Source organism: Micromonospora sp. NPDC050980 (assembly GCF_040653835.1).
GTDB lineage: Bacteria > Actinomycetota > Actinomycetes > Mycobacteriales > Micromonosporaceae > Micromonospora.
In genome coordinates, this window is the sequence record NZ_JBFAGS010000011.1 from 120,719 (window position 1) to 135,797 (window position 15,079).

The window sequence follows — 15,079 nt, forward strand, 5'->3', positions numbered from 1 at the left end:
GTCAGCCGTCCGGATCGGTCTCGGCGAGGATCGCCGTCACGCCGTCGAGACCCTGGCGGGTGCCGACCACGACGATCACGTCACCGGATTCGAACCGGAAGGTGGGGTCGGGCGAGACGTTCACCTCGCCCTGACGCAGCACCGCCACGATGGAGGCGCTGGTCCGAGTGCGAGCCTTGGTGTCGCCGAGCCGCCGGTTGACGTACTTCGAGCCGGCCGGGATCACGATCTGCTCGGTCAGCAGCCCGGCGGCCTGCTCGCGCAGCCCGGAGAGCTGCCCGAGCATCAGCGACGCGCCGAGGATGTCGGCCAGCGCCTCCGCCTCGTCGTCGGTCAGCGGTATGTCGTGCTGGCAGGAGTCGGGATCGTCCGGGTCGTAGAGGACCAGGTCGCGGCGGCCATTGCGGTGGGAGACCACGCCGAGCCGGCGGCCGGACTCGGTCATGAGGTCATGACGGACGCCGATTCCCGGTAAGGCGGTCTGTTCGACACGTACTCGCACCTCAGTCAGGCTACCCGGGGCCCGCGTGGGCGCCCGGCCCCTACGTGAGCTCGGTGAGGCGATGGGTGAGCGTCGGCCCGCCGGGCCGGTCCACGGTCACGGTGAGCAGGCAGCCCCGCTCGACATCGAGGACCACCCGCAACGAGCGCCCGTCGGGGAGGGCGAAGCCGTTGTACGGCGAGGGCTCGTTGCCCATCGGCGTCGCCGTGATCCGGATCAGCCCGGCGTCGTCCGGCCCGGCCACCTCCGACACCACGATCCGGGCGAGGAGGTCAACCGGGCGCAGCATCTCCACGAACCAGGCGTCCACCACCGAGGGCCACGAGTAGAAGTACCAGGGGTCGTCGGCGACCTGCTCGGTGGGCACCTGCGACCGAAGCTGCTTACCGTCGCGCGTCGGCTGCACCAGCTCCCGCCCGTCGCAGGAGCGGCGCACCTCCTCGTCGTCCTGCCGGACGGCGTACGACCAGTGCAGCAGGTCGTCAGCGTGCAAGTGGTGTTCGGACAGCACGGTCAGGTCGCCCGTCTCGACCCTGACCACCGCCGATCCCACCGAGTCGCGGGTCACCAGCGACAGCCATCTGCCCAGATCCACCTGCACGTCGTCTCCTTACCGGTCGGCTCTGATCACCCATGATGCCGACACCACCGGCACATCCGGGCCGGGACCGCGGCCTGCGAGCAGCGGCCAGGCGGCGTGGACGACCCAGTAGGGGCCGGCTCCGGTGTCGACTGCCAGGTCCACCCGGGCCGGCTGAGCCCCGCCACCGGTTCGCGAACACGTGGCGTCCGGCTCGGCAAGGCCGCAGATCGTCTCGGTGCCGTCGGCTTCGTCGGGAATCCCGTTCGCGCCGACCTCGGAATAGCGGTAGAGAACGGCCCGGGACGGCAGCTGCGCCGTGTCGAATTCGACGACGACCCGACGGGTCGACTCGGCCAGTCGCACCGCGGGCCAGTCGACGTGCCGCGGTGGACTCGCTTTCGGCCCGCCGCGGGCCGCCCAGTCCACGGCGATCCTTCGCATGTCCGTGCGATTCCCGTTGACGATCAGGGCCGGCTGTGGCGGCTTGCGCGGCGCGGTGAGCAGCGTATCGGGAAGGTAGGGCGCGTGACTCGGCGGAGGGTCTCCGCCCGACGGTTGATCGGCAATTTCCGGCGGCGATCCGCATGCACCGGTGACAATGGCGGCCGTGACGGCGGCCGTCACCGCGCTGATTCTTGCGATGACGGCCGTACGCCACTGGCGGGTGCCCGAATGCATGTCAGTTGTTGGCACCGCACTGAATTTCGTCGTCGTTCTCTTCGTAGGCGGAGGCGCTCACCGGTTGTCCGTCGAGAATGCCGCTACCGTATCCCTCGGTGCGCCAGCGGTGCAGGGTTCCGTAGTCGCAGTTGACGTCCACGGTCACCCGGACGCGCCAGGCCGTCTTCGGGCCGGCCGACTTGGTCTTCATGTGCTCCCACCCGTACCAGCGGGAGCGGTAGCTCTTGCCGGTGATGGTGTTGTTGACGATCGTGCTGCCCTGACAGAAGGATTCGACCCGGGTGTGGATCTGATTTGCCGTCGTGTAGGAGGGGTGCGGCAGGTCGACGCGGACTCCGCAATCACCTGCGGCGAGCGTGTGTCCCGATTGATAGGAGGAATGGCCTCGCGCGCCAAGCGGAGCTGATTCGTCCTTGTCGGCAGCCTGAGCCGCACTGGACGTTCCGGCGACCAACAACGCCGTCGTCGCGACGACGCACGCCGCTCTGGTCGGTGTACGCATTCGTCAGTCCTTTCAGGATCGTGTGCAGGTCTCCTCGACCATTCAACAGTTCCCACCGCCGTGTGAACCCGTTGCCGGTATGGCGAAAGTCACATGCAAATACGTGTATTTAATTGATCTTCGGGACTGCGTGTGGGGATGATTTCGCACGCTCCGGCCCGGCCGTCGGAATTTGATGACTGATTGGCGGGGGGTGTTGCGGCCCGCCTGCGGGCCCGCGTTTCGCCAGCGCTGGACGTCTTCGGCTGGAGCGGCCGGGCGTCGCGGCCGGCGGGTGATCATTCGGTGGCTGCCCGGCAACTGTCCGTGAATGACGGATCGGCGCGGGTGGATCGGTCGCCGCTGGTCCGGGTGGGCGATCGACGGCGGGAAGGTGTGACTCGGGTCACGCCGGGAGAGTTGAGCGGAATAGACTCAAGTCTGGTTGTGTCGTTCCCAATGGACACGCCGATCCCGGGGGAGCCCATGAACACGGAACGCCTCACCACCAAGAGCCGCGAAACCATCACCGGGGCCGTCGCGCTGGCGAACCAGCGCGGTCACGCCACCGTGGAGCCCTGGCACCTGCTGCTCGCGCTGCTGGACACCGACGGCTCGACCGCCTCGGGTGTGCTGCGCGCGGCCGGGGCCGACCCGGCCGAGCTGCGCCAGGTCACCCTGCGCGCGGTCGACGCGCTGCCCGCCGCGCGCGGGTCCAGCCTGGCCGAGCCGACGCTGGCCCGCGAGTTCGTCAACGCCATCGGAGCCGCTGAGCAGATCGCCCGACCGCTGGGCGACGAATACACCTCCACCGAACACCTGCTGGCCGGGCTGGCCCGGGTCGGCGGCGCGGTCTCGGTCGCGCTGAAGAACTCCGGCGCCACCGAGGAGAACCTGGTCGCCGCGTTCCCCACCGTCCGGGGCGGTGACCGGCGGGTCACCACTGCCGACCCGGAGCAGACCTACCAGGCGCTGGCCAAGTACGGCGTCGACCTCACCGCGAGTGCCCGCGACGGCAAGATCGACCCGGTGATCGGCCGCGACTCGGAGATCCGCCGGGTGATCCAGGTGCTCTCCCGTCGCACGAAGAACAACCCGGTGCTGATCGGTGAGCCGGGTGTCGGCAAGACCGCGATCGTCGAGGGCCTGGCCCAGCGGATCGTGGCCGGCGACGTGCCGGAGTCGCTGCGGGACAAGAAGCTGGTCTCGCTCGATCTCGGCGCGATGGTGGCCGGCGCGTCCTACCGCGGCCAGTTCGAGGAGCGGCTGAAGTCCGTCCTGGAGGAGATCAAGAACTCCGACGGGCAGGTCATCACGTTCCTCGACGAACTGCACACGGTGGTCGGCGCCGGCAAGGGCGAGGGCTCGATGGACGCCGGCAACATGCTCAAGCCGATGCTGGCCCGCGGCGAGCTGCGGATGGTCGGCGCGACCACCCTCGACGAATACCGCGAGCACATCGAGAAGGACCCGGCGCTGGAGCGCCGGTTCCAGCCGGTGCTGGTCGGCGAGCCGACCATCGAGGACACCATCGGCATCCTGCGCGGGCTCAAGGAGCGCTACGAGGTGCACCACGGAGTCCGGATCACCGACGCCGCGCTGGTGGCCGCCGCAGCGCTCTCCGACCGCTACATCACCGACCGGTTCCTGCCGGACAAGGCGATCGACCTGGTCGACGAGTCCGCCTCCCGGCTGCGCATGGAGATCGACTCCCGGCCGGTCGAGGTGGACGAGATCGAGCGGGCGGTGCGCCGGCTGGAGATCGAGGAGATGGCGCTGGCCAAGGAGCCCGACGCCGGCTCCGCCGAGCGCCTGGAGCGGCTGCGCAAGGAGTTGGCCGACAAGCGCGAGCAGCTCACCGCGCTCTCCGAGCGTTGGCAGACCGAGAAGAGCCACATCACCAAGCTCTCCACCGCCAAGGAGGAACTGGAGCGCCTGGGCGGCGAGGCCGAGCGGGCCGAGCGGGACGGCGAGTTGGAACGCGCCGCCGAGCTGCGGTACGGCCGGATCCCCGCGCTCAAGGGTGAGCTGAAGCAGGCCGAGGAGGAACTGGCCCGGCTCCAGGCCGACGGCGCGATGCTCAAGGAGGAGGTCGGCGCGGACGACATCGCCGCAGTGGTCGCCTCCTGGACCGGCATCCCGGCCGGTCGGCTGCTGGAGGGCGAGACCGCCAAGCTGCTGCGGATGGAGGAGTCGCTGGGCTCCCGCGTGGTCGGCCAGGCCGAGGCGGTCGGCGCGGTCTCCGACGCGGTCCGCCGCGCCCGGGCCGGCATCGCCGACCCGGACCGCCCCACCGGCAGCTTCCTCTTTCTCGGCCCGACCGGTGTCGGCAAGACCGAGCTGGCCAAGGCACTCGCCGAGTTCCTCTTCGACGACGAGCGGGCCATGGTCCGCATCGACATGAGCGAGTACGGCGAGAAGCACTCGGTGGCCCGCCTGGTCGGCGCCCCGCCCGGCTACGTCGGCTATTCCGAGGGTGGCCAGCTCACCGAGGCGGTGCGTCGCCGGCCCTACTCGGTGATCCTGCTCGACGAGGTGGAGAAGGCGCACCCGGACGTCTTCGACGTGTTGCTCCAGGTGCTCGACGACGGCCGCCTCACCGACGGCCAGGGTCGCACCGTCGACTTCCGCAACGCGATCCTGATCCTCACCTCGAACCTCGGCTCGTCGCTGATCAGCGACCTGACGATGACCGAGGAGGAGCGCCGGGAGGGTGTGCTCGCGGTGGTCCGGTCGCACTTCAAGCCGGAGTTCCTCAACCGGCTCGACGACATCGTGGTGTTCGCCGCGCTGCAGGGCGGGGACCTGCGGGCGATCGTGGACATCCAGCTCGACCGGCTGCGGCGCCGGCTGGCCGACCGCCGGCTGGGCCTGGACATCACCGACGCCGCCCGCACCTGGCTGGCCGAGCACGGGTACGACCCGATCTACGGCGCCCGGCCGCTGCGCCGCCTGGTCCAGTCCGCGATCGGCGACCGCCTCGCCAAGGCGCTGCTGTCCGGCGACGTCCGCGACGGCGACACCGTCCGGGTGGACCTGTCCGACACCAAGGACTCCCTGACGGTCACCCCCGCCTGACCTACCCCCGGCGGGGCCCCGCACACCCCGCGGGGCCCCGCCCCCTCTTCCGTCGATCATGAGGTTGGCGGGGCGACACGCCGGTACGGCACCGGACAACTTCATGGTCAACAGCGTCGGGTGCGGTGGCGGTGGGCAGTAGGAGGGGATGCTGGGGATGGTGAAGTGGGAGCGGGAGTTGGACCAGGACGTGCGGGAACTCGACGGGGCCGACACGCTCGCCTTCGGCGGCGTCGGGTTCGCCGGGCAGATCCTGCCCGAGACCGAGGCGTACCGGCGGGTGGAGCAGGCGCTGCGGGAACACCCGGAGGCCGCCCGGAAGAAGGTCGACCGGCTGCTCCGGAAGGGCTCACCGGCCGGGAAGGCGTACGCGGCGACGCTGCTGGAGTCGGTCGACCCGGGCGCCGGGCGGGCCGCCTGGGAGCGGCTGCGCGACGACGACCGGGAGTTCACCACCTTCAGTGGTTGCGTGATGGGCCGGACGACGCTGCGGGAGTACGCCGCCGAGCGCCTCGCCGGCGGCCGAACGTAGCTGACCACACACTCAGCGAACAGGGCTTCGGGTGAGGTGCGCGGGGTTGTTACCGTCTCCGCCGATGCACGTTGGGGGAGGCGGTCATGAACGGTTCGGTGGCGTACGTGGTGGCCACGCTCGGATGCCTGCTCGGGGCGGCCGGCGTGGTGATCGCCGTGATCGCGTTGCGCAGGTCCCGCTCGACGGGGCGCCCGCAGCCGGCCACGCCCGGTGACCCGTTCCGGGACACCGACTCGGACGCGTTGCGCGGCGACCCGCGCGCGCTCAAACCCGGCGACATCGTCGAGATCCGCCAGGTGCCCTACACCGTGCGCGGCTCGGTGCACCTGGTCGAGGGTGGCTGGAGCTGGGCGGAGCACCTGCTCGACGACGCGGGCGGGGTGAAGCGCTGGCTCTCCGTCGAGGCGGATCCGGACCTGGAGATGGTGCTCTGGACCAGCGAGCCCGGGGCCACCGTCACGCCCGGCGCACCGACGCTGGAGATCGCCGGCCGCCGCTACAACTGGGACGAGTCCGGTCAGGCCCGCTACACCGCGACCGAGGGCACCGGCCTCGACCCGCGGGGCACCATGCGCTACTACGACTACCAGGCGCCCGGTGGGGCCCGGCTGTCGTTCGAGGCGTACGGCGAGGCGGGCTGGGAGGTGAACCTCGGCGAGGAGTTGCGCCGCGCCGAGGTGATGATCTACCCGCAGGGCGGCCCGGACCAGGTGAAGTGAGCGTGCTCGTCGCCCTGCGGACGCCGTACGTCGACAGCCGCGCCGCCGACCTCAGCCTGACCCTCGGCGGCCCGGAGCTGCCGGCGCTGGCCGTCCGCGACCTCGACCTGCCCGGCGGGACCCGGCTTCGGCTGCGCCTGCTCGGCGCGTCCCACCAGGTCGTCGCCGGCGCGCTTACCGAGACGGTCGCCTGCCTGCCCGGCCACCGGCCGCACCTGCCGGACACCCTGCACGACGCCACCGCCGGCTACCGGTTCACCGCCACGGTGCTCCGGCCGGCCGGCGACGGCCTGCGCACCCGGGTCGCGGCGCTCCGCACCGAGCTGACCGGCGACCCGTACGCGCTGGTCGGCGTGTTCCCCGGGGACGAGGACGCGGTCACCGCGCTGGCCGTCGCGCCCGACCCACCGAGCGGCACCGTCGCGTGGCGCACCTGGCACGCCTACCCCCAGACGAACGAACTGGTCCTGACCGAGACGGTGGTGGAGAAGCTGTGACGTACCGACGGTGGTTCGTGGTGGGCGTGGCGGTCGCCGTCGTCGGCGCCCTGGTCGCCGCCTTCGCGATCTTCTACGGCAACTTCTCGCCCCGCGGTTACGTGCAGGACCACTACTCCCGGGCGTCCGGGCGGGACATCGGCTCGCAGGCGGTCGCGTACACCTCGAACAGGTCGCCCAGTCAGGTGTCGAAGGAGATCACCGACACCTGGCAGCCGGCCGACCAGTACGTCGACGGCAGCGGGGTCTACCTGCGTTACGACGACGACTCGGTGGTGATCCTCCCGCTCGCCGTCGGCTCGGTGATCCTGCTGGAGCGGATGACCACCGCCTACCCCCGGTACCACCGCGTCGTCGGCAACAGCTGGGGCTGGGGCCGAGGCAGCACCGTCCGGGGCGGCGGCCCCGGCGCCGGCAAGTAGCCCGTCCGACCCCCTCATCCTGGGAGCTTTCTGTGCAGCATCTCGTCACCGACCTGCTGGTCACCCTCGCCTACGGCGTGGTCGGCGTGGTCCTGATGGCCGTCGGCTACCTGCTGGTCGACCTGGCCACCCCCGGCAAGCTCCACGAGCTGATCTGGGGCCAGCGCAACCGCAACGCCACGCTGCTGCTCGCCTCCAACCTGCTCGGCGTCGGCACCGTGGTGGTCGCCGCGATCGTGGCCAGCGCCGACGACTTCACGCTCGGGCTGGTCGGCGCCGCCGCGTACGGGATCCTCGGTCTGGTGATCATGGCGGCGGCGTTCGTGCTGCTCGACGTGGCCACCCCCGGCAAGCTCGGCGAGCTGCTGGTGGACCCGGAGCCGCACCCGGCGGTGTGGATCTCGGCCACCGTGCACGTCGCCACCGGCGCGATCATCGCCGCCGCCATCAGCTGATGACCGGCAAGGCCGTCGCCGGGAAGGCGAAGGACAAGCGGAACACGGCGGTGATCTGGACCGTCGTGCTCACGCTGTTCGTCGGCGTGCCCTGCGCCATCGGGATCGTCAACGGCGGCGAGAGCACCGACGTGCCCGCACCGACGACCGAGCAGCGCGACGCCACCGTGCCGCTGCTGGCGTCCGCGTTCTCCGGTCAGGGCATCTGCTACGGGTGGGCGCTCCACGACTACAGCACCGAGATCAGCGTCGGCTCCAATCTCGGTGACCAGGTGCCGGTGCGGGACGACCCGCGGTGCCCGCGCTGGATCGAGGTCTCCGCGGTCGTCCGCTACACCTCCGCCAGCAGCGAGTCGCAGGACTCGGCGAGCATCGGCGTCGACGGCTCCGCCGACATCGACCCGGCCGACCTCTACCCGATCGCCTCCGGCCTGAGCCGCTTCGGGCTGGACGAGGACGCCTTCGTCGACGAGCCCGGCTGGGCGATCACCCGGGCCACGACGGTGCTGCCGCTGCTCGCCGCCGAGGTCGGGCTGGCCGACCCGGCCCCCGCGCCGAGCGCCGCGGTCCCGGAGCCGACCGGCACGCCGCAGCCGCTGCCGAGCGCCGGCAACGACCTGCTGCGCGACCGTTGGGGTTGGCTGCTCACCGCCGCCGGCCTGCTGCTGGTCGCCGCGCTGTTCATCGCCGTGGGCGGGTGGCAACGCCGCCGCCAACGCCGGCCCTCCGCCCGGGATGCCGGCGGGTCGCCGGAGCCGCCCGGCCGGAGCGGTCGCCCGACCACGGCAGCGGCACCCGCGCAGCGCGCCGGGGTGGAAGCCGCCGGGCGTACCCGGGAGGAAGCGTGACCGTCGACGCGCCCGCGCGGCCACGGTGGCGCGCGGCCCGCGCGGCGGTCCTGCTCGCGGTCTTCGTCTGCGCGGCCTGCGGCCTGGTGTACGAGTTGGCGCTCGTCGCGCTCGGCAGCTACCTGATCGGCGACGCGGTCGGGCAGGCATCGATCGTGCTCGGCGTGATGGTCTTCGCGATGGGCGTCGGCGCGCTGGTGGCGAAGCCGTTGCAGACCCGGGCGGCGCCCGCGTTCGCGGTGATCGAGTTGACCCTGGCGCTGCTCGGCGGCCTCTCCGTGCTCGGGCTCTACGCGGCGTTCGCCTGGCTCGACCTCTACGGCCCGGCGCTGGTCGGCACCGCCTTCGTGCTCGGACTGCTGATCGGCGCGGAGATCCCGCTGCTGATGGTGATGCTGCAACGCATCCGGGAGCAGTCCGCCGGCAGCGCGGTGGCCGACCTGTTCGCCGCCGACTACGTGGGCGCGCTGCTCGGCGGGCTGGCCTTTCCATTCCTGCTGATGCCGGTCTTCGGGCAGCTCAAGGGCGCGCTCGTGGTCGGCGCGGTGAACGCCGTCGCCGGCGTCGCGCTGGTCCTCACCGTGTTCCGCGACGAACTCGGCCGCCGGACGCGGGTGGGCCTGGGCGCCGGCTCCGTCGTGGTCGGCCTCCTGCTGGGGTACGCGTGGATGACCGCCCACGACTTCGAGGTGACCGCCCGCCAGCAGCTCTACCGCGACCCGGTGGTGCACGCGGAGCGCAGTCGCTACCAGGAGATCGTGCTGACCCGGTCGGTGCCCGAGGTCGGCCACACCGTCACCGACCTGCGGCTGTTCCTCAACGGCGACCTCCAGTTCAGCTCCGTCGACGAATACCGCTACCACGAGGCGCTGGTGCATCCGGCGATGCGTGGGCCGCACGGCGACGTGCTGGTGCTCGGCGCCGGCGACGGGCTGGCCGCGCGGGAGATCCTGAAGTATCCGGACGTGCGTTCGGTGACGCTCGTCGACCTCGACCCGGCCGTGGTCGCGCTGGCCCGCGGCGAGCCGCAACTGCGCGACCTGAACCACGCCTCGCTCACCGACCCCCGGGTACGGGTGCTCAACCTCGACGCGTTCGGCTGGCTGCGGACCGCGACGCAACGGTTCGACGTGGTGATCGCCGACCTGCCCGACCCGGACGAGACGGCCACCGCCAAGCTCTACACGGTCGAGTTCTACTCGCTGATCCGCCCGGTGCTGGCTCCCGGCGGGCGACTCGTGGTGCAGTCCGGGTCGCCCTACTTCGCGCCCCGGTCGTACTGGTCCATCGAGCGGTCGGTGCGGGAGGCGGGTTTCGCCACCGTGCCCTACCACGTCGACGTGCCGAGCTTCGGCGACTGGGGGTTCGTGCTCGCCGCGCCCGGCGGGACCGCCCCCGAGCTGGGGTTGCCGGCCGACGCGCCACCGCTGCGCTTCCTCACTCCGGCGGTGCTCGCCGCCGCGGCCACGTTCCCCGCCGACCGCGCCCGGGCCGACGTGCCCGCCTCGACGTTGTTGCAGCCCCGGGTGCTGGAGTACGCCCGCGAGGAGTGGCGGGGCTACTAGATTCGGGACACCTCATACCACCGGCTGCGCCGCGCCACCGACCGGTGACCCCTTCTACCGTGCCCACCTGGCCGGACATCGCTACGGTGGTCATCTGATCCAGGAAGGGAGAATCATGGTCGATGCTCCGGGCACCACGCCCCGCGCGCGTCCCGGTGTGGTGACGCTTTCCAGTTGGCTGCTCATTCTCGTCGCCGTCATCCAGGTGCTCAACCTGATCGTGACGCTGGCGGTCATCGGCACGATCCGCGATGTGCTCAAGGACGCCTACGCCGGCTCGTCGGCCGAGTCGGCCGGCGACCTCGCGTACGCCTTCACCATCGGTTCCTCGGTGTTGACGCTGCTGCTCGCGATCGGTCTGGTCGTGCTCGCGTTGCTGAACAACCGGGGGCGGAACGTCTCCCGGATCATCACCTGGGTGGTGGGCGGCATCCTGCTCTGCTGCACCGGCGGCAGCCTGCTCAACGGCGTCTCCGGCGGCATGATGGGCGGTGGCGGCAGCACCGACGGCAACCTGCCCAGCACGCAGGAGATCCAGCGCCGGCTGGAGGACGCGCTGCCGTCCTGGTACACCCCGGTCAGTCTGCTGCTCGGCGTCGTCGCGCTGCTCGCCCTGCTGGGCGCGCTGATCCTGCTGGCGTTGCCGAAGGCGAACGAGTTCTTCCGCAAGCCGAAGGCCGCCTGGGAGCCACCGGTCCCAGGTGGCGCCTACCCGGCGTATCCGTCGACCCCGGGGCAGTCCACCGACCCGGCCTACCCGTCGACCTCGGGGCAGCCGGGTGGCCCGGCCTACCCGTCGACGCCCGGCCAGCCGGCCCCGCCGCCGGTGTCCGGTGACCAGCCCTCGACCGGCCAGCCGGGCGAGCGGCGCGACCCGGAGCCGCCACCCGGAAGTTGACGGCAGGATTTCAGCGACGCCGACGGTCCCTCCGAGTAGGTTGCAAGCCAACGCCTACCGGAGGGATCCGTCGTGTCGTACCCCGATCGGGCCGCCCCCCGCCGGCCGGCCACGGTCGTCGCGGCGGTGGCGGTGTTGTTGCTGATGGCGGTCGGCGCCGTGGCGTACGCGGTGACGAACCTGGCGGTGGCCGGCGGCACGGTGCAGCGGTTCCGTGCCGCCGCGCAGGGCACCGGCGCGGGTGGCGGCGACATCGATCGGGTAGCCGGCCTGCTGCGCGGCTCGACCGTGCTGGCCGCCGTGCTCGGCGTGCTGGCCGCGGTGCTGCTGGTCGGGCTCGCGCTCGGCCTGCTCGCCGGCCGCGCCGGCGCGCGGGTGGCTACCTGGGTGGTCGCCGGGCTGGGCCTGCTCTGCGGCTGCTGCGGGCTCGCGGTGCTGGTCGGGCAGCGGGCCGCTCCGTTGCGGCTCGGCGCCGACGAGCGGGTCACCGCCGACCTGCTCGGGCTGGTCGGTGACGCGTACCCGGCGTGGTGGATCCCGGTGAATGCGGCGCTGTCGGTGGCGCAGATCCTCGGCTACCTGGTGGTGGCCGCGTTGCTCGCGCTCCCCTCGGCCGGCGCGTTCCTGCACCGCCGGCCGGCCCCGGCGGGCCGGCCGCCCGGCCCGCCGACCGGCTACGGCACCACCGCGTCCGGCGTTCCCGTCGCCGGGCCGACGCCCTGGGGTCCGCCGCCGGGCCTGGCCCCACCGTCGGCGCCACTCAGCTCTGGCCCGCAGCCCGGTTCCGCTCCGCCGACACCTCCGGAGGACCGCGCATGACCGGGACACCCCAGTCCGCCCGCCGCCGTGCCGTGGTCACCGGCGCCAGCCTGGGCATCGGTGAGGCGTTCGCCCGCCGGCTCGCCGCCGACGGCTGGGACCTGGTGCTGGTGGCCCGGGACGTCGCCCGGTTGGACGCGCTGGCGACGGAGTTGACCGGCCGGCACGGCGGCGAGGTGCGGACCATCCCGGCCGACCTGTCCACCGACGACGGTTGCGCGGTGGTGGAGCGCCGGCTGGTTGCCGACCCGCCGGTGCACCTGTTGGTGAACAACGCCGGGATCAGCTTGAACACCCCGTTCGTCCGCTCGGCCGTTCCGGACGAGTCCCGCCTGGTGCGGCTCAACGTGCTGGCGGTGCTTCGACTGACCCACGCGGCCCTCGGTCCGATGATCGAACGCGGCGACGGGGCAGTGATTAATGTCTCTTCGGTTGCGGGTTTCGGCGTTCCGATGCCGGGTTCGACCTACTCGGCCAGCAAGGCGTGGGTGACGAATTTCAGTGAATCGATCGGTCAGTCGGTGGCGCCGCTCGGTGTTCGCGTCATGGCGCTCTGCCCGGGCTACACCCGCACCGGCAACCACGAGCGGGTCGGCATCGACATGTCGCGCCTGCCGGCCTGGGCCTGGCTGCGGGCCGACGACGTCGTCGCCGAAGGGCTGCTTGACCTGCGTAAAGGCAAGTTGGTGAGCGTCCCGGACTGGAAGTACAAGCTGGCTGTGGCCGGGCTGCGGCACGCGCCGAAGCAGCTGCTGCGCCGCTTCACCCGGGACGCCCGGGGCCGGGTCGACCGGGCGCGCGCCTGACCGGGCGCGGTCGCGCCGGCCGACCCGGGCGGTAGCGGACCGGGGTGGACGGTCGCGCAGCGTAGCCGGGCGCTGCCACTCACCGGTCGCGCGCAGGCTGGACGGCGGTGGACCCCACGGGCGGCGCACAGACTCGCGAAGTACGCTCTGTTGCCATGGGGGACCACGACGACCTGCGTAAATTCATCACTGACCTGGCCGTGGTCCACGGTCGGGTCGTGCTCTCCTCGGGCCGCGAGGCGGACTGGTACGTCGATCTGCGTCGCGTCACGCTCCATCACCAGGCCGCCCCGCTGATCGGCCGGGTGATGCGCGACCTCACCGCGGACTGGGCGTACGACGCGGTCGGCGGGCTGACCTTGGGCGCCGATCCGGTGGCCGTCGCGATGCTGCACGCCTCGGCCGGCACCGACCGCCCACTGGACGCCTTCGTGGTCCGCAAGGCGGGCAAGGCGCACGGCCTCCAGCGCCGCATCGAGGGGCCGGACGTGACCGGGCGTCGAGTCCTGGCGGTGGAGGACACCTCGACGACGGGCGGAAGTGTGTTGACCGCCATCGAGGCGTTGCGCGAGGCCGGGGCGGAAGTCGTGGGTGTTGCGGTTATTGTTGATCGAGGTGCCGGCGACGCGGTGCGAGCCGCCGGATTGCCTTATCGGGCGGCCTATACGTTGGCTGACCTCGGCCTTGTGGCCTAAAAGTTTGCCGATTCGGATCTGCTCATATGCAGGCGGATCGATGCTGCTGGTGGAAGGATGGAATACGTGGGAACTGCGTTGGCTGAAATGACCATGCCTCAGATCTCGCCGCTTGCCGGCGAGCCGATCGAACGCGCCGACGCCGAGCGGCTCGCGGGGGTCCTCAAGGCCCTCGCCGACCCCGCCCGGCTGCGGCTGCTCAGCCTGATCCAGTCGGCTCCCGAGGGGGAGGCGTGCGTGTGTGACCTCACCGCGCCGCTCGGCCTCTCGCAGCCGACGGTCAGCCACCACCTGCGTATCCTCACCGAGGCCGGCTTGCTGGAGCGGGAGAAGCGCGGGGTCTGGGCGTACTACCGGCTGGTGCCGACCGCGATCGCGACGATCGCGGATCTGCTCACGCCGCCGCGGAAGCGGGCCACCAAGAAGGCTCGCTGACGTCACGGCCCGTCCCTTCGACGGGCCGGCCGGCCGTGGCCACGGCGCGATGGCACGTGCGCCGGACCCGGTCGGACGTGGGCGTTCGGTGGCGTGCGAGGGGTGGCGCCATCGACGGCACGACGACGTCCGTCGTCATCCGTGTCGCCCGCGACCTGACAGGTCATGCGCGAAGGCCGGCCCCCATCCGGGGGTCGGCCTTCGGCGCCCGTGCCGGTCAGCGGCGGTGCTGACCGCCGTGCCCGTGCGGGTGGTCGTCGTCGCCGCCGTCGATGGCGTCCCGGGCCGCGTCCACCGCGCCCGCCGCGGTCGCCGCGGCGATCACCGCGACCGCCTCGCCGCGCTTGCGCGCCTTCCGGTCGCGCAGGAACTCGAAGAAGATCGGCAGCACCGAGATCAGGATGATCAGCGCGACCACCGGCAGGATGTACCTGTCGATCTGGTCACCGATCGCGTCGTAGATCTGACGGGCCAGCACGTAGCCGATCAGCAGGATGCCGTCCACCCAGAGGACCGCGCCGACCACGTTCCACACGAAGAACTGCCGGGCCGGCATGCCGAGCACCCCGGCCACCGGGTTCAGGAACGTCCGCACGATCGGGATGAACCGGGCCAGCACCACGGCCTTCGCCGGGCCGAACTTCTGGAAGTAGTACTCCGCCTTCGCCACGTACTCCCGCTTGAACAGCCGCGAGTTGGGCTTGTCGAACATCCGCCGGCCGTAGCGCGCGCCCAGCCAGTGCCCGAGCTGGGCGCCGGCGATCGCGCAGACCGGGCCGCCGATCATCAGACCGGCCAGCGAGAGCCGGGTGCCGTCACCGAAGATGGCGTCGGCCACCGGGGAGGCGGCCACCCCGGCCAGGAAGAGCAGCGAGTCGCCCGGGAAGAAGAAGCCGACCAGCAGACCGGTCTCGGCGAACAGGATCACCCAGACGCCGATCATCCCGAAGGTGTGGATGAGATCCTTCGGATCGAGCGGGTTCAGGGCCACGTTCTCGGAGATCATCCGGGTCTTCTCTGCTGTGTCCACGGCCACAAAGGCTACCCGGGCCCGATCCGC

General features: G+C 71.8%; 17 protein-coding genes and 1 pseudogene. 13 read left to right on the forward strand and 5 right to left on the reverse strand.

Annotation, left to right across the window (positions count from 1 at the left end):
- Position 1: 1 nt before the first annotated feature.
- Genes AB0H28_RS18570 through AB0H28_RS18585 form a run of 4 tightly spaced genes read right to left on the reverse strand, consistent with a single transcriptional unit; the run spans position 2 to position 2,268 of the window.
- Positions 2 to 502: a cation:proton antiporter regulatory subunit gene (locus AB0H28_RS18570; protein WP_358041213.1), complete on the reverse strand. Its 501-nt coding sequence runs from the start codon at positions 500 to 502 to the stop codon at positions 2 to 4.
- Between the two features lie 40 nt (positions 503 to 542).
- Positions 543 to 1,103, reverse strand: a complete 561-nt coding sequence (locus AB0H28_RS18575; RefSeq protein WP_358041216.1) for a hypothetical protein — start codon at positions 1,101 to 1,103, stop codon at positions 543 to 545.
- A gap of 9 nt (positions 1,104 to 1,112) precedes the next feature.
- Entirely contained in the window at positions 1,113 to 1,709 is a 597-nt protein-coding gene (locus AB0H28_RS18580) for a hypothetical protein (protein WP_358041219.1), read from the reverse strand.
- A 55-nt stretch (positions 1,710 to 1,764) separates the two neighbouring features.
- Positions 1,765 to 2,268, reverse strand: a complete 504-nt coding sequence (locus AB0H28_RS18585) for a hypothetical protein (RefSeq protein ID WP_358041222.1) — start codon at positions 2,266 to 2,268, stop codon at positions 1,765 to 1,767.
- A 465-nt stretch (positions 2,269 to 2,733) separates the two neighbouring features.
- On the opposite strand from AB0H28_RS18585, the gene clpB reads away from it, so the two are divergent.
- The 13 genes and pseudogenes from clpB to AB0H28_RS18650 all read left to right on the forward strand — a co-directional run bounded on the left by clpB (position 2,734) and on the right by AB0H28_RS18650 (position 14,019).
- Entirely contained in the window at positions 2,734 to 5,325 is a 2,592-nt protein-coding gene (clpB, locus tag AB0H28_RS18590) for an ATP-dependent chaperone ClpB (protein WP_358041225.1), read from the forward strand.
- Between the two features lie 148 nt (positions 5,326 to 5,473).
- Positions 5,474 to 5,857, forward strand: a complete 384-nt coding sequence (locus AB0H28_RS18595; protein WP_358041228.1) for a hypothetical protein — start codon at positions 5,474 to 5,476, stop codon at positions 5,855 to 5,857.
- 86 nt (positions 5,858 to 5,943) lie between these two features.
- Complete coding sequence (locus AB0H28_RS18600; RefSeq protein ID WP_358041230.1) at positions 5,944 to 6,579, forward strand: DUF4178 domain-containing protein; 636 nt, start codon at positions 5,944 to 5,946, stop codon at positions 6,577 to 6,579.
- A 2-nt stretch (positions 6,580 to 6,581) separates the two neighbouring features.
- Positions 6,582 to 7,076, forward strand: a complete 495-nt coding sequence (locus AB0H28_RS18605; RefSeq protein ID WP_358041232.1) for a DUF2617 family protein — start codon at positions 6,582 to 6,584, stop codon at positions 7,074 to 7,076.
- Positions 7,073 to 7,498 (forward strand): DUF4247 domain-containing protein, encoded by a 426-nt coding sequence (locus AB0H28_RS18610; RefSeq protein ID WP_358041235.1) that lies wholly within the window; start codon positions 7,073 to 7,075, stop codon positions 7,496 to 7,498. The genes AB0H28_RS18605 and AB0H28_RS18610 overlap by 4 nt, the downstream gene beginning before the upstream one ends.
- A gap of 32 nt (positions 7,499 to 7,530) precedes the next feature.
- Complete coding sequence (locus AB0H28_RS18615; RefSeq protein WP_358041238.1) at positions 7,531 to 7,953, forward strand: DUF350 domain-containing protein; 423 nt, start codon at positions 7,531 to 7,533, stop codon at positions 7,951 to 7,953.
- Positions 7,953 to 8,801, forward strand: coding sequence for a hypothetical protein (locus tag AB0H28_RS18620; RefSeq protein ID WP_358041241.1), 849 nt, complete (start codon positions 7,953 to 7,955; stop codon positions 8,799 to 8,801). The genes AB0H28_RS18615 and AB0H28_RS18620 overlap by 1 nt, the downstream gene beginning before the upstream one ends.
- Positions 8,798 to 10,366, forward strand: coding sequence for a polyamine aminopropyltransferase (locus AB0H28_RS18625; protein WP_358041244.1), 1,569 nt, complete (start codon positions 8,798 to 8,800; stop codon positions 10,364 to 10,366). The genes AB0H28_RS18620 and AB0H28_RS18625 overlap by 4 nt, the downstream gene beginning before the upstream one ends.
- Positions 10,367 to 10,481: 115 nt before the next feature.
- Positions 10,482 to 11,264: a hypothetical protein gene (locus tag AB0H28_RS18630; RefSeq protein ID WP_358041248.1), complete on the forward strand. Its 783-nt coding sequence runs from the start codon at positions 10,482 to 10,484 to the stop codon at positions 11,262 to 11,264.
- Positions 11,265 to 11,336: 72 nt separating this feature from the next.
- Positions 11,337 to 11,912: pseudogene (locus tag AB0H28_RS18635) on the forward strand (hypothetical protein); the annotation flags it as partial.
- Between the two features lie 167 nt (positions 11,913 to 12,079).
- Entirely contained in the window at positions 12,080 to 12,889 is an 810-nt protein-coding gene (locus AB0H28_RS18640) for an SDR family oxidoreductase (protein WP_358041251.1), read from the forward strand.
- Between the two features lie 155 nt (positions 12,890 to 13,044).
- The gene (pyrE, locus tag AB0H28_RS18645; protein ID WP_358041254.1) at positions 13,045 to 13,584 is read left to right on the forward strand and encodes an orotate phosphoribosyltransferase; all 540 of its coding nucleotides are present in this window, start codon (positions 13,045 to 13,047) and stop codon (positions 13,582 to 13,584) included.
- A gap of 57 nt (positions 13,585 to 13,641) precedes the next feature.
- Positions 13,642 to 14,019, forward strand: a complete 378-nt coding sequence (locus AB0H28_RS18650) for a metalloregulator ArsR/SmtB family transcription factor (RefSeq protein WP_007073957.1) — start codon at positions 13,642 to 13,644, stop codon at positions 14,017 to 14,019.
- Positions 14,020 to 14,236: 217 nt separating this feature from the next.
- Here AB0H28_RS18650 and AB0H28_RS18655 read toward each other — a convergent pair whose 3' ends face one another.
- On the reverse strand, positions 14,237 to 15,025 hold the full coding sequence (locus AB0H28_RS18655) for a DedA family protein (protein WP_358041433.1): 789 nt from the start codon (positions 15,023 to 15,025) through the stop codon (positions 14,237 to 14,239).
- Positions 15,026 to 15,079 lie beyond the last annotated feature (54 nt).